This window comes from Halopelagius fulvigenes, from assembly GCF_042662625.1.
Lineage (GTDB): Archaea > Halobacteriota > Halobacteria > Halobacteriales > Haloferacaceae > Halopelagius > Halopelagius fulvigenes.
This window is the reverse complement of the sequence record NZ_JBHSXH010000015.1, coordinates 1,215,312-1,228,672: the sequence shown is the minus strand read 5'-3', so window position 1 is coordinate 1,228,672 and position 13,361 is coordinate 1,215,312. Positions and strand designations below refer to the sequence as shown.

Annotated in this window: 11 protein-coding genes; 7 read left to right on the top strand and 4 right to left on the bottom strand. The window is 67.7% G+C overall.

All coding sequences use genetic code 11. The features are described from left to right. Window positions 1–1,266, bottom strand: a complete 1,266-nt coding sequence (locus ACFQEV_RS16500) for an extracellular solute-binding protein (protein WP_379698409.1) — start codon at window positions 1,264–1,266, stop codon at window positions 1–3. A 216-nt stretch (window positions 1,267–1,482) separates the two neighbouring features. Here ACFQEV_RS16500 and ACFQEV_RS16495 point away from each other — a divergent pair, with 216 nt between their 5' ends. Further along, window positions 1,483–2,610 carry an ABC transporter ATP-binding protein gene (locus tag ACFQEV_RS16495; RefSeq protein ID WP_379698406.1) on the top strand — a complete coding sequence of 376 codons (1,128 nt, stop codon included), beginning with the start codon at window positions 1,483–1,485 and terminating at the stop codon, window positions 2,608–2,610. Between the two features lie 6 nt (window positions 2,611–2,616). Here ACFQEV_RS16495 and ACFQEV_RS16490 read toward each other — a convergent pair whose 3' ends face one another. Continuing rightward, window positions 2,617–4,716, bottom strand: a complete 2,100-nt coding sequence (locus ACFQEV_RS16490; RefSeq protein ID WP_379698403.1) for a DUF7997 domain-containing protein — start codon at window positions 4,714–4,716, stop codon at window positions 2,617–2,619. A 104-nt stretch (window positions 4,717–4,820) separates the two neighbouring features. Between ACFQEV_RS16490 and ACFQEV_RS16485 the strand changes: the two genes are divergently transcribed. Further along, window positions 4,821–6,890 (top strand): alpha-amylase family glycosyl hydrolase, encoded by a 2,070-nt coding sequence (locus ACFQEV_RS16485; protein ID WP_379698400.1) that lies wholly within the window; start codon window positions 4,821–4,823, stop codon window positions 6,888–6,890. A 78-nt stretch (window positions 6,891–6,968) separates the two neighbouring features. Beyond that, complete coding sequence (locus ACFQEV_RS16480) at window positions 6,969–8,018, top strand: TrmB family transcriptional regulator (protein WP_379698397.1); 1,050 nt, start codon at window positions 6,969–6,971, stop codon at window positions 8,016–8,018. Window positions 8,019–8,027: 9 nt separating this feature from the next. On the opposite strand, the gene ACFQEV_RS16475 is transcribed toward ACFQEV_RS16480, so the two are convergent. Then, on the bottom strand, window positions 8,028–9,038 hold the full coding sequence (locus tag ACFQEV_RS16475) for an ABC transporter substrate-binding protein (RefSeq protein ID WP_379699921.1): 1,011 nt from the start codon (window positions 9,036–9,038) through the stop codon (window positions 8,028–8,030). A 333-nt stretch (window positions 9,039–9,371) separates the two neighbouring features. On the opposite strand from ACFQEV_RS16475, the gene ACFQEV_RS16470 reads away from it, so the two are divergent. The 3 genes from ACFQEV_RS16470 to ACFQEV_RS16460 all read left to right on the top strand — a co-directional run bounded on the left by ACFQEV_RS16470 (window position 9,372) and on the right by ACFQEV_RS16460 (window position 11,882). Further along, window positions 9,372–10,010, top strand: a complete 639-nt coding sequence (locus ACFQEV_RS16470) for a helix-turn-helix domain-containing protein (protein WP_379698395.1) — start codon at window positions 9,372–9,374, stop codon at window positions 10,008–10,010. Between the two features lie 97 nt (window positions 10,011–10,107). Then, the gene (locus tag ACFQEV_RS16465; RefSeq protein ID WP_379699918.1) at window positions 10,108–10,470 is read left to right on the top strand and encodes a group I truncated hemoglobin; all 363 of its coding nucleotides are present in this window, start codon (window positions 10,108–10,110) and stop codon (window positions 10,468–10,470) included. 215 nt (window positions 10,471–10,685) lie between these two features. Continuing rightward, window positions 10,686–11,882 (top strand): lycopene cyclase domain-containing protein, encoded by a 1,197-nt coding sequence (locus tag ACFQEV_RS16460; RefSeq protein WP_379698392.1) that lies wholly within the window; start codon window positions 10,686–10,688, stop codon window positions 11,880–11,882. Between the two features lie 10 nt (window positions 11,883–11,892). Here ACFQEV_RS16460 and ACFQEV_RS16455 read toward each other — a convergent pair whose 3' ends face one another. After that, window positions 11,893–12,804, bottom strand: a complete 912-nt coding sequence (locus tag ACFQEV_RS16455) for a serine/threonine-protein kinase RIO2 (protein ID WP_379698390.1) — start codon at window positions 12,802–12,804, stop codon at window positions 11,893–11,895. A gap of 130 nt (window positions 12,805–12,934) precedes the next feature. Here ACFQEV_RS16455 and ACFQEV_RS16450 point away from each other — a divergent pair, with 130 nt between their 5' ends. Then, window positions 12,935–13,291: a hypothetical protein gene (locus tag ACFQEV_RS16450; protein WP_379698388.1), complete on the top strand. Its 357-nt coding sequence runs from the start codon at window positions 12,935–12,937 to the stop codon at window positions 13,289–13,291. Window positions 13,292–13,361 lie beyond the last annotated feature (70 nt).

Below are 13,361 nucleotides of genomic sequence, written 5' to 3'. Positions count from 1 at the left end.
TTACTCCCAGTTTCCGCGGATTTCCTCGGCGGCCGTCTCCATCGCCTTCGGGACGTCCTTCCCGTTGAACCCCTTCGTCAGCGCGGCCTTCACCGGGTCCCACACCTTGTTCATCTTCGGGTGGGCGGGCATCGGGTAGCCCTGCTGGACCGCCTCGGCGAACCCCTGCACGTTCTCCGGCAGGTCGCCGCTCTCGGCGAGACTCTTCAGCACCGGGATGTTCCCCGTCTCTTCGGCGTTCTTCAGGAGGAGTTCCTCGTTCGTGACGTACCACTCGGCGAAGGCGCGCGCCGCCGCGGCGGAGGGACCGCCCTCGCCCATCTTCTTCGAGAAGTACCAGAGGGTGATTCCGGTGAACGGACTCGGGTCGCCGCCCTCGGGTTTCGGCAGTTTGGCGATGCCGTAGTCGACGCCCTTCTCGTTGAGCGTCGAGAGGTACCACGGGCCGTTGATGGCGAACGCGGCGTTCCCCTCCGCGAAGGCCGACGCCTGCGGTTCGTACGTGGGGTCGTTCGGCATGTACGGCACGAAGTTGTCCACCGCGAACTGGACGCCCTTTACGGTCTCGGGTTTGGCCACGCCGAGTTGCTCCTCCTTGGTGTGGTCGAAGTAGTAGCCGCCGAACGCGTGCGCCCACGCGCTCAGGAAGTAGGGGTCCGCGAAGGGCATCCCGAGGCCGTACTTGTTGTTGCTCGGGTCGTGGTGCTCTTCCATCACGGCCTTCATGTCCGCGACGGTCTGCGGCGCTTCGTCCACGAGTTCCTTGTTGTAGAGGAGGGCGACGGTTTCGGCCGTGTGCGGCAGACCGACGACGTTCCCGTCGTACTGTGCCGCCTCGGCCGCCGCGTCGGTGAACTCGTCGAGGCTCACGTTCAACTTGTCCCCTTGGTCCACGATGAAGCCGCGCTCCATGTAGTCGCCCGCCAAGTCGTGGGCCCACTCGAACGTCTGCGGTCCCTGTCCGGCGGGAATCGCGCTCGTCGTCTTCTTCTGCATGTCCGAGATGTCCGCCCCTTCGACGGTATGCGCTGAGTTCTGATTGAACTGCTTTATCGCGGACTTCCGGGCGGGGAGTTCGGTGTCGGGGAGGGCGTACCACGCCTTCGCGGTTCCGGCGGACTCGCCCGACCCGCCCGCGGTGGACGACTCGCCGCCCGACTGCGCCGTCTGGTCTCCTTGGCTCTGGACGCCCACGCACCCGGCGAGCATCGCGGCGACGCCCGCGGTTCCGAGGCGTTTCAGCAGCGTTCTGCGTTCCATGGTCATGGCTGAACGTGAGATGAATTATTCGTTCACGACTTAACTCATTCGGATTCCTCACTCTTTATCATACGGATGAAGCCGAGGACGGCGGCGTCGGGGCCGAACGCGCCGCACATCGCGTCTCGGTAGCACAGAACGCGAAAAGAACTACGAAATAGTGCATCACAAATACACGCGAGAGGGTAAGAACTATACACCGTCGTACCAAGTCACGGGGCAATGGCAACCGTAACGCTCGATAATCTCAGAAAGGAGTTCGACAACGGGCGCATCGTCGCGGTGGACGGCGTATCGCTCGACGTCGAGGACGGAGAGTTCGTCACCGTGGTCGGTCCCTCGGGGTGCGGGAAATCGACCACACTCCGGATGCTGGCGGGTCTGGAGTCGCCCACGTCGGGGACCATCGAAATCGACGGCGAGGACGTGACCGACGTCCACGCCCGCCGGCGCGACGTGGCGATGGTGTTTCAGAACTACGCGCTCTACCCGCACAAGACCGTCCGCCAGAACATGGCGTTCGGCCTCCGGATGAGCACCGACCTCTCGAAGGCCGAACGCGAGGAACGGGTTCGCGAGACTGCCGAGATGATGGACATAGAGGAACTGCTCAACGACCGGCCGAACGAACTGTCCGGCGGCCAGAAGCAGCGAGTCGCTCTCGGACGCGCCATCGTGCGCGAACCCAACGTGTTCCTGTTCGACGAACCGCTCTCGAACTTGGACGCGAAGCTCCGGACGACGATGCGGACGGAGATACAACGCCTCCAGAACGAACTCGACATCACTGCCATCTACGTGACGCACGACCAGGAGGAGGCGATGACGATGGGCGACCGCATCGCCATCCTCAACGACGGCGTCCTCCAGCAGACGGGCGCGCCGACGGAGGTGTACCGCAACCCGCGCAACGAGTTCGTCGGCGGGTTCGTCGGGTCGCCGTCGATGAACTTCGTCGACGTGGCCGTCGAGGGCGACGGCGGACGCGTCGCCCTCACGAACGACGACGGCTTCGCGTACGAACTGACGGGCGAGGCGGCGCGCGCCGCCTCCGGGACGGGGGTCACCGAGGCGCGCCTCGGCGTCCTCCCGGAGAACGTGACGGTGGCGGAGGACGAGGACGGCCTCCGCGCCACTGTGGAAGTCGTCGAACCGGTCGGCAGCGACAACTACCTCCACTTGGACCTCGGGCCGGACTTCATCGCCCGCGTGGACTCCCACGTCGAACCGTCGAACGGCGACACGATCCGCGTGACGTTCGACCAACGCGACGTCACCCTGTTCGACGCGGAGTCGGGCGAGTCGCTCCTGTGGGAGGAACCGACCGAACGGAAGAAAGCGGCGGCGTAGTCGCCCTCAGTCGTCGGCGTCGGGCGCGCCGACGCTCGGGCTCCGTCGGGGCGGCCGACGCTCCGTCGCCGCCGCCCCCGCTTCTATCATCTCGTACTCGTCCATCAGCGCCACCGTCGCCAGTCGGAGGGCGTGGGGCCACCCCAACGGCGTCGCGCTATCGGGCGTCCCCTCGTCGAACACCTGCTCCGGGAGGTAGCCGTTCCGCAGACAGAGCGACCCGCCGGGGAGGACGTGCCCGAGGAGTTCGCGCGCCGTCGCCGCAAGCGACTCCGCCCGGTCGTCGCCGCGATCCGAGAGGAGGGCGCTCAGACTGGCGGCGGCGTGCGCGCCCCACGCCGTCGAGACGGTCCAAATCTTCTCCGCCCCTTGTTCGCGCGTCCGCCACCCGTCGCCCTCGTAGCGAACGAGTCCCGCCACGTCGCTCTCCTCGGGGTCGCGGTACAGTTCCTCGGTGACCGTCTCGACGTGAGAGACGAGGCGGTCGAGTCGCCGCCCGTCCACCTCGCCCACGTCGGCGTATGCGCGGTGCGCGGCGGCGAGTGCCAGCGCCGCGGAGTCACAGCGCTCGTCGAGTTCGCCCGCCGCGTCGGCGTCGGGGCCGTACTCCCGGAGGGCGTAGATGCCGCGTTCCGGGACCCACAGGTCGTCTACGGCGCGGTAGACGTCCTCGGCGCGGGCGAGCGCTCGCTCCGAGACGCCCTCGATACCGGCCGCCGCCAGCGCGGAGTACGCTTCGAGGAACGTCGCCGCGGTGTGGGCGAACCGGCCCGACGCGTCCTCCCACGCGTTCTGGCACGTCGCGGGGCGGCCGTCGTCGGCCAGCGTGTCGTCCATCCCGGCGAGCGCGCGTTCCAGCGTCGCTCGAACCTCGTCGGCCTTGTCAACGTCGGCGTCCGCGAGGTACGCCGCGAGGAAGGAGACGACGCTGCCGGTCTGGTCGGCTTGGTACTCCACGTCGCCGCCGGCCTCCAGTCGGCCGTTCGCCCAGCCGGGGGCCAACGACCCGTCGAACGGCCAGACGCGGTGCGGCCACGACCCGTCCTCCAACTGCGTCTCGCGGTACGACCGCGCGCTCTTCTCGTGCCACTCCGAGAGTCCGAGGTCGAACCGGCGGTCCGATTCGAGGAGGAACAGCGATATCTCGGAGTCGTCGCGGAACCACGTGTAGCCGTACCCGCCGGAGTAGACGTAGTACGGGTCGAAATCCGGTCCGGCGGTGCGGAGGCCGCGCGGTCCCGACAGGAGCGAGAGGACGCGCAGGTCGGCGGCCACGGCGTCGGCGTGCGGGCCGGAGACGTCGCCGACCTGCGTCTCGGCGGCCCGTTCCAGCGCCGACGCGTCGGCGTACTCCTCGGCGGCGGCCCGAACGGCGTCGAGGGCGTCGGCCCGGGAGCACTCCGCCCGGTCGGTCAGGAGCGTCGCGAACGTCGCCGACCCCTCGCGCGCGGGGAGGACGCCCACCACGTCGCCGCTCAACTGACCCTCCTCGTACCGGTCGTCGGAGACGGGGCGCGGGTACGGGTCGGGGGCGTCGCCCACGAGTCCGCTGAAGTCGCCGAACGCCTCGCCGCGGAGCGTCTCGAACCCCGTCGCGCTGGCGAGGTAGTCGTGCTCCTCGGCGTGGTACACCTCCACGGCGTCGCCGTGGCGGAGTTGGCCGATGCGGGTGTCGCGGCCGTCGGGGGCGAACCCCACGCACGCGACCACGTCGAGTTCGCCGTCGACCTCCGAGACGTCCACGTGCGTCACGTGCACGTCGCCGAGCGTCAGGTCGTACTGCGCGACGACGCCGTGCGGCGTCTCGTGCGTCGTCACGACGAGCGCGGTGTTCCCGTAGTACCGTTGCTCGCCCGTCTCGGCGTCGAACCACGCCGTCTCCGAGTCCGCGGCACCCGCCGGTCGGACGCCCACTCTGGACCGGGCGACGCCCGTCAGCCCGACGAGGGGGTAGCTGAAGTCGCGGAGTCGCCCGTCCTCGTCCACGTGCACCAATCGACCGTCCAGCCCGGAGAAACGGCCGGTCGTCGTCCGACACTCGCCCGGAAACCGCGTCTCGTGGTCCCGGTGACGCTTGTAGTCGTTCAGCGCGTCTCGAAGTTGCATTGGTGGAGCCTCCCCGCCGCAGAGGTATAACTTTTGGTGTAATATTCGTTCACAGATTCATCTCGGAGCGAAACAGTAAACAGGGTCGGCGTGGGCGTGTGGGTATGCACCATCCCGGACCGCCTCGGTTCACGCACGTCGGGTCGCCGGTCGAACTCGCGCCCCGAAATCCGGACGCGACGGCCGCGTTCTCGTGGCGCCTCCTCGACCGGCCCGAAGGGAGCGAAGCGACGGTCGGAGTGGGCCCCGTCGTCCACCTTGACCCCGACGTCCCCGGCGCGTACCGACTGGAACTGGACGCCCCGGACGGCACCCACCGACAGACCGTCCGCGCGTTCCCCGACCCCCGAACGAACGTCCGCGTCGCCGTGGCGGCCGACGAGGTGGCGGTCCCGGCCGAGTCGGTCGATTCCGTCTCCGTCATCGGGCGGTTCAACGACTTCACGATGGGTCGGCACCGCGCGACGTTCGACGAGGACGAGGGTGAGTGGGCCGTCGAGGCGCGCCTCCCGCCGGGCGACCACAACCTCATCTTCGCGTTCGACGACGGCTTCGAACCGTACGCCGACGTGGACGTCTCCGTCGAGGGGCCGGGCCGCCCCCGCGTCTCACTCGACGGCCGACGCGAGGGCGACGAGATAGTCGTCGCCGCGGACGCCGACCCCGCGCCGGACGGTTCCCGACCCGACGTCGAGTTCTACCTCGACGACCGGGACTCCCTCTCGCGGGACGACGTTCTCGTCGCGGACGACGAACTCCGCGTCACAGTCGACACCATTTCCGAACTCACGCGCGTCCACGCCGTCCCGGTCACCGAACGCCACGGTATCGCCGACACCCTCGAACTCGCGGTCGAGGACGGCGAGGCGTCGTTCCGCCGCCCGGCCGACCCGCCGGAGTGGGTCCGCGACGCGACGATGTACCAGATATTCGTCCACGAGTTCGCCGGCGAGACGGTCGAGACGACGTTCGAGGAGATTCGCCGCCGCGTCCCGTACCTCGAACACCTCGGCGTCGACACCCTGTGGCTGACGCCCGTCGTCGAGAGTCCGACCCGCCACGGTTACCACATCACCGACCTGTTCGACACCGCCTCGGACCTCGGGACGCGCGAGGAGTTCGAGTCGCTGGTCGACCGACTCCGCGAGGCGGGCATCCGCGTCCTCTTCGATTTGGTCGTCAACCACACCTCTCGGGACCACCCGGCGTACCAACTCCACGAGGCGGGCGTCGAGGGGTACGAGGACCTGTACGGCCGCGTCCCCGCCGAGGAGGACACCTCCGACGTCGAGTGGGCGGCCGACGGCGCGCCCGCCTACTACTTCAACTGGACGAAGATTCCGAACCTGAACTACGACTCCCTCCGGACGCGGGAGTGGATGCTCGACGTCGTAGACGAGTGGTTGCCCGTCGCGGACGGGTTCCGGTGCGACGTGGCGTGGGGCGTCCCCCACGGCTTCTGGAAGGAGGTTCGCGCCCGCGCGAAGGCGCACGACCCCGACTTTCTCCTCTTAGACGAGACGGTGCCGCGGGACGCCGACTTCCGGGAGAACGAGTTCGACCTGCACTACGACACGGACCTCTACTACGCCCTCCGGCGGATAGGCGGCGGCGAGGCCCCCGCGACGGAACTACTCGACGCCCTCGCGGACTCTGCGCGCCGCGGCTACCCCGACGAGGCAGCCCACATGCGGTACGTCGAGAACCACGACGAGGACCGCTACCTCGCGGAGTGCGGGCCCGACGCCCTCCGCGCGGCGGCGGCCGCGACGCTGACGCTCCCCGGCACGCCGATGATCTACTACGGGCAGGAACGCGGCGTGACCGAGCGACGCGGCACGATGAAGTGGCACGACGGCGACGGCGACTCGACGGCGTTCCACCGCCGCCTCGTCGCCGTCCGCAACGAGGAACCCGCCCTCCGGAGCGACCGCGTCGAACCCGTGACCGTCGACGTCGCGGGCGCGGCGGCCGACGACGTGGTCGCCTACGAACGCGGCGGCGACGGCGACGGCGACGACGACCGACTCGTCGTCGTCCTGAACTTCGGCGGCGACGCCGCGACCGTCTCGCTGGACCGCCCGGTGGCGTCATCGGACCTCGTCTCTGGCGACGAGGTGGCGACGGAGGGCGGCATCCGCGTCGAGGACGCCGTCGTCCTCCGGGCGGAGTAGCGAGAACCGCCCGCCCACGGCGCGTCGAGGGCCGAACTGACCGAGTGATGTAAGTACGGCCCCTCTGCATGTAGCGGTATGGACGACGCGTCGCTCGCCGACATGCTGCAGCGATTCGGATTCTCGGACAAGGAGGTAGACACGTATCTGACGATTCTGGAACTCGGCGAGGCGAAGGCGAGTACCATCGCCGACGAGGCGGGCGTCTCGAAGCGGTACGTGTACAGCATCGCTGAGAAACTCGACGACAGGGGATTCGTGGAGGTCAACGACCACGCCGTCCCGACGACGATTCGGGCGAACCCGCCAGCGGACGTGGTGGAGGCGCTCACGTCCGACTTAGACGACATGCGCCCCGCCTTGGAGTCGCGGTTCTCGCGGGCGGCACCCCGGTCGGAGCGCTTCGAGGTGGTGAAATCACGGGTGACGGTGCTGAAGCGCGTCTCCGAACTCGTCGCCCGCGCGGAGGCGGAAGTGACGCTCGGCATCCCGTATCACCTCCTCGACGAGGTGGCCGACGAACTGCGCGCCGCCGTCGAACGCGGCGTCCTCGTCCTCCTCATCGTCACGGGCGTCGAACCCGGCACGGACGTGGAACTGTCCGGCCTCGCCTCCGTCGCGCGGGCGTGGGACCAACCGATGCCGACGATGCTCACCGTGGACTACGAGTCGGGACTCGTCGCCCCCGCGGAGATGGTCACCCGGTCCAACAGTGCGGCGCAGGCCATCGTCTTCGCGCAGGAACAGCTCGGACCGGTCATCGTCGGGTCGTTCCTCGGGAACTACTGGCCGATGGCCGCGGAGGTGTACACCCGGGAACCGGCGGACCTCCCCGCGACGTACGACGACTTCCGGCACGCCGTCTTCCAAGCGACGCTTCACCTCCGCGCGGGCGACGACGTGGCGGCGCGCGTCACCGGCCGTCCGGTCCACTACGACGACGGCCCGACGGAACTCGAAGGCCGAATCGTGGACGTGCGGCAGGGCCTGCTCGAACCGTCGACGAACTCCTTCCCCGTCGAAAATACGCTGGTCGTCACCGACGGGGAGGAGACGTTCAGCGTCGGCGGCGGCGGCGCGTTCGTTGAGGACTTCGAGGCCGACTCCGTCGAACTCTCCCTGCTCTGAGCGCCCCGGTCAGAACTCCCCGGTGACGATATCGGCGACTCGCTGTCGGTCGAACAGTGGCCCCTCGTCGGCGGCGAACGTCTCCACCCCGTTCCACTCGCCGAACGCGTCGGGGTAGAACTGCTTTGCCGCCGCCTCCGTCTGGAACAGGTTGACGATGGGTCCCTGATAGGAGGTGCCGCCGCGGTACAGTCGGTCGTTCTTCACCGCCGAGAGCTGTTTTCCGACGGGGTCCTGGCGCATCCGCCGAATCTTCGCCTCGAACTCCTCGGTGGAGACGTGGGAGAACCCGTACTGAAACAGGAGGGCGTCGGGGTCCACTTCGAGCAGTTGCTCGTAGTCCCACTGGGCGTAACTGCCGTCGATGACGTCGTCGAACGCGCCGCGCATCCCCAAGTCGCGGTACTGCTTGTGGCCGTTCTCGTCGTGGACCGGGTAGGCGTAGAACGCCCCCTTCTCGAAGTCGGAGTTGATAGAGAGGAGACCGACCGTCGTCCGTTCCTCCTCCGGCGGCAACTTCGATTCGACGTTCGACAGCATCTCCTCGTGCACCGCCGAAAGCGCCTCGTATCGCTCCCGTTCGTCGAACACCTCGCTTATCTTCTCGAACGCCTCGTACAGCGAGAGGTAGGGGTAGTCGTGCCACTCCTCCCCGCGGCGGCGAATCGAGTTGCCGAGTATCGGCCCGACGTTCGTCTCCACCTCCGCGAAGTCCTCCGCGGCCCACTCGTCGGCGAGGCGCCGGATGAAGTTCGGGTCCATCAGGTGCACGTCGCAGTCCAGTTCGTAGAACACCTCCTTGTCGAGTCCTCCCTCGCCCATCATCTGCGGAACGTCGTCGAAGGAGACGTCCACGCCGGGGAGGTAGTCGTAGAAGGACAGCGGCCAGTTCTCGGTGAAGATGAGTCCGCGGAGGCCGTCGAGTTGCCCCAGAGCGATAGCCATGTCGCCGTAGTTGCTGAAGTAGGCTATCCACGACTCCGGGACGGATTCGAACGTCACCTCGCCCATCGGCGGCATCGTCACCGAGTACGAGGAGTCGGCGTCCGCCGTCGTCTCGGTTCCGTCAGCGGCCGCCGCGTCCGTCTCCGTCCCCGTCTCCGCGGGCGTCGATTCGGACCCGCTCCCGCCGGTACACCCCGCCGACAGACCGCCGCCGACGAGTGCGCCGCCGGCTTTGAGGTACTGTCACCGCGTCGAACCGGTTCGTCCCCGCGAATCTTCTGCCATGAGGTTTAGGCTGCCCTAATACGACAAGTGCGTTTCGGATTTTAGGTCGGCCTAATGCGTCGCCGCAGTCGGCCGGTCGACTCGTTTCGCAGACGCCTTGTGCCCGGCGGCGGTTGGGTCGGTATGATCGGCGTTCACGCGGAACTAGAAGTCGGCGGCGTCACCGGATGTCCCGTCGCCCCGATGAGCGAGGACTTCGAGGTGGAGTCCGTCGTCACCGACCGGCAGGCGGCGTCCCGGGGCGGGTCCGTCGTCGGCGAGGTCACGGTGAGACGCGCCGAGGACGACCCGCCGGTCCCCGAGGAGGCGGAACGGGTGTTCGGCGACGACTCGCGGTCGGTGTTTCGATTCACCGCCGCGGGCGAAGACTGCCCGTGCGGGCGCGTCCCCGACCACGGGTGCCCGGTTCGGAGCATCGACGCCGACGGCAGAACCGTCGCCGTCTCCTTCGTCGCGCCCGACGTGGAGACGGTTCGGCGCGTCGTTTCGGACCTGCGCGCGCGGTGCGACACCGTCGGCGTCCGCCGGTTGGTGCGGTCGGACCCCGAGGGCGGGGATTCGCTCGTCCTCGTGGACCGGTCGGCGTTCACCGACCGGCAGTACGAAGTGCTCAGCACCGCCCACGAGATGGGCTACTTCGAACGCCCGAAGGAGGCCGACTCCGCCGACGTGGCGTCGGCACTCGGCGTCTCCGTCTCCACGTTCACCGAACACCTCGCCGTCGCGCAGTCGAAACTTCTGAACCAGATACTCGGCGTCTGACCGCCCTCCTCCGCCGCGGTTCGCCACTCGCCTTATATAAGGCCCTACATGTGAGTGGTGGACGCTATGCCGACGCCCCGTCAACGTACGCGCGTCCCTGATGTCCGAATCCGTATATCGGCAGATAGGCGGTAAAGAGGCCGTGAAAGCAGTCGTCGACGATTTCTACGACCGGGTGCTGTTGGACGAACGACTCGTCGAATACTTCCACGGAATGGATATGGACGAACTCCGGGCGCACCAAGTGCAGTTCATCAGTTCCGTCGCCGGGGGCCCCGTCGAGTACTCCGGGGCCGACATGGACGAGGCGCACGCCCACCTCGGCATCACCGAGGCGGATTTCGACGCCGTCGCGGACCACCTCGAACGCGCACTCCGCGAGAACGGCGTCGGAGACGACAACGTCGAGGTCATCATGTCGGAAGTCGCCGCCCTGAAAGACCCCATCGTCGCGAACTAAGCGCGGTCGGTCCCACCTGTTTCTCACTTCTCCGCGTCGACGTCGGTAGCGGTCGCTCCGTCCGGCGGCGACAGTCACCCTGACGAACCAGTTTAATATCCTGTAATTCAGTTTTATCACGTCGCTTTCGCGTGAATCTTCTCGTCTGCGGCCACCGCTCGCACGGCGTGCGAATCGGTCGTACCGTTTTCGGCGTCGGCGCCGCTAGAGACGCTATGGCCATCGCACGCCACGGGACGGGGACGAGAGCGGCGGTCGGTGCCCTCGCGTCGCAGGTGCACCCGGTGTTCATGCTGCCGCCGCTCGCGGCGTCGTGGTTCGGTGCCATCCTCGCGGGCGAGTTCGGACTCCTCGCCGGTGCCGTCCACGCCGCCGCGATATTCTTCGCCGTCTACACGGCCCACGTCAAGGACGGCTACGTGGACTTCTACCGCCGCGGCGAGGACGACGACCACCCGATGAGTCGCCGCGGGTGTTACGTCGGGTTGGCGGGCGCGACGCTCGGATTCGCGGCGTGCGCCGCCGCGCTCACCTCCCTCGTCGATATTGGCGTCCTCGCCCTCGTCGTCCCCACCTGGTTCCTCGGCTTCTTTCACGCCCCGCAACTCGACATGAACCCCGTGACGGCGACGGTCGGTTACCCCCTCGGCATCGCGCTCAGCATCCTCGGCGGCTACTACGTACAGACGGGCGGCGTCGCCGCGACGCCGCTCGCCTTCGCGACGGTCTTTCTGCTCGTCCTCTCGGGCGTCAAGGTCATCGACGACGCCCAAGACTACGAGTACGACCGCTCCATCGGCAAACGAACCGTCGCCGTCGTCCTCGGGTACGCCAACGCCTTCCGCCTCGCGGACGCCCTCGTCGGCCTCGGCCTGTTTCTCGTCGTCGCGGGCTCGATAACCGGCCTGTTCCCTGCGTTCGCCTCCGTCGCGGCGCTCGCGTTCGGGGCCGTCGTCGTGGTCGCTCGCGGGGCGACGCCGCGACTCGCGACGATGCTTCTCATCCGCGGCGCGTACGTCTTCCTCGCCCTGTTGGTCGTCGCCGTCGCGTACCGTCCCCTCGCGGGCGTTCCCCTCCCTGACATCGGCGTCCTCGGGCCGTACACGTATCTGGCGACGGAGGTTCTGTTCGGGACGTTCGCCGCCGTTCTCCTCGTTCGCGCCGGGAGGGACGCCGTTCGGCGGACGGCCCGGACGATAGCAGTCGTCTACCCCGTCGCGTACGTCTGGGACTGGTACACGCTCGAAGTCGGCGTCTTCGCCATCCCGTTGCGGACGGGCGTCGAACTGCTCGGCATCCCACTCGAAGAACACCTGTTCATGATCGTCGTCCCCGCGTTCGTCCTCGGCATCCACGAGACGCTGGCGGCCAGAGACCCTCCTGCGGCGAGTTCGCCGAACGCCTCGGAGTGAAAAGAGCGGACTACTCGGCGTAGTCTCGGACCGTCTCGAACTCGTCGGCGGCGACGGCGTCGCAGACGTCCGGTTCGTCCACCGCGTCGGGCATCGCGGCGGGGTACTTCCGGCGGAAGTAGCCGAGCAGGTTCTTCACGTCGCGCGCGAGCAGTTCGCGGGCGTTGTCGTGGTCCGTCGGGACGGCCTGGGGCCAGTCGAAGACGGTGACGCCGTTCTCGGCGACGGCGACGTTGTACTCGCTCATGTCGGCGTGGACGTAGCCCGCCTCGTACGCGGCGGCGACTTCGGCGAGAATCAGGTCGAGGACGCCCACGGCCTGTTCGTCCGCGAGTTTGGCCTTCCCCAGTTCGACGCCCTCCAGTTTCTCCATGACGATCGCGTGGCGGTTCTGGTCTACGGGTCGCGGCACCGACACGTCCGGGTAGAGGTCCTCCAGCGCCTCGTACTCGCGTTCGGCCGCCTTCCGGGCGGTGTAGAGCCACGAGACGTGCTGTCGGTCGGAGGTGTAGTCGCGTTCGCGCATCACCTCCCGGAAGTTGGTGTACCCCTCGCGGTGGAACTTCAGCGCCAACGGCTTGTATGACTGCACCTCCAACACGTCGCTCTCTTTGCCGACGCCGAGCGGCGCGCCGACGCCCTGTATCGTGTCCCGCTTCGAGAACGTCCGGAGGGCGAGTGCGTCGTACCCCTTCACCGAGAGTTTGTATCCCTCGTACTGGATGGTCTTCCGCTCTATCAGCTCTCTCGTCGCGCACCGGTCCAACCTGTATTCGACGTTCTCGGGGGTGAGACCGGTGAGGTCGGGGAGCTTGCCGCGGTTGACCCACTCGCTGAAGCGCATCCCCTGCTCGACGCCCGAGAGGAGATAGAAGTCCTCGGGTTCGAGCTCGGCCATCACGCCTGCGACGTTCCGCACCATACCCGAACCGACGCCCGCGAGGCGTAAAAGGGACGCGAGTTTCGCCCCAGCCGGGCGTACACTACATATTGCGATACGAAATCCGGACATTCTCGCGTAGTTTTATATCCGCAGTCGAACACCGCCGACTATGGTCGAGGGACTCCTCATTGGCGACGACCTCCTGAAGGCGAAGGTGAAAGGAGAGCGCGCGGGCGCGGAAGTCGCGGGGATGCGGTACGTGGGGTACGAAGTGGGCGTGACCGAACGGAGCGTCCACGTGTTGGGGAAACACTGTCGCGCCGACATCGCCGACGAGGACTTCCGGTACGTCGTCGTCCCCCTCGATGCCGTCACCAGCCTGAAGATGGTGGACCACACGGACCACGGTCAGACCATCGAACTGCAGACGGCCAAGGAGGACGTCGTCCTCCAGAGCGAGAAGCAATCGACGCTCTCGAAGAACCTCGAACGGTTGTTCATGCTGATGTGCCGGCTACTGGCCTGAGAGCCATTCGCGGCCGACGCTTCCGAGGGGCGACGAAACCACTTTCCGGCGGTCAGTCGTACCCCGGAGC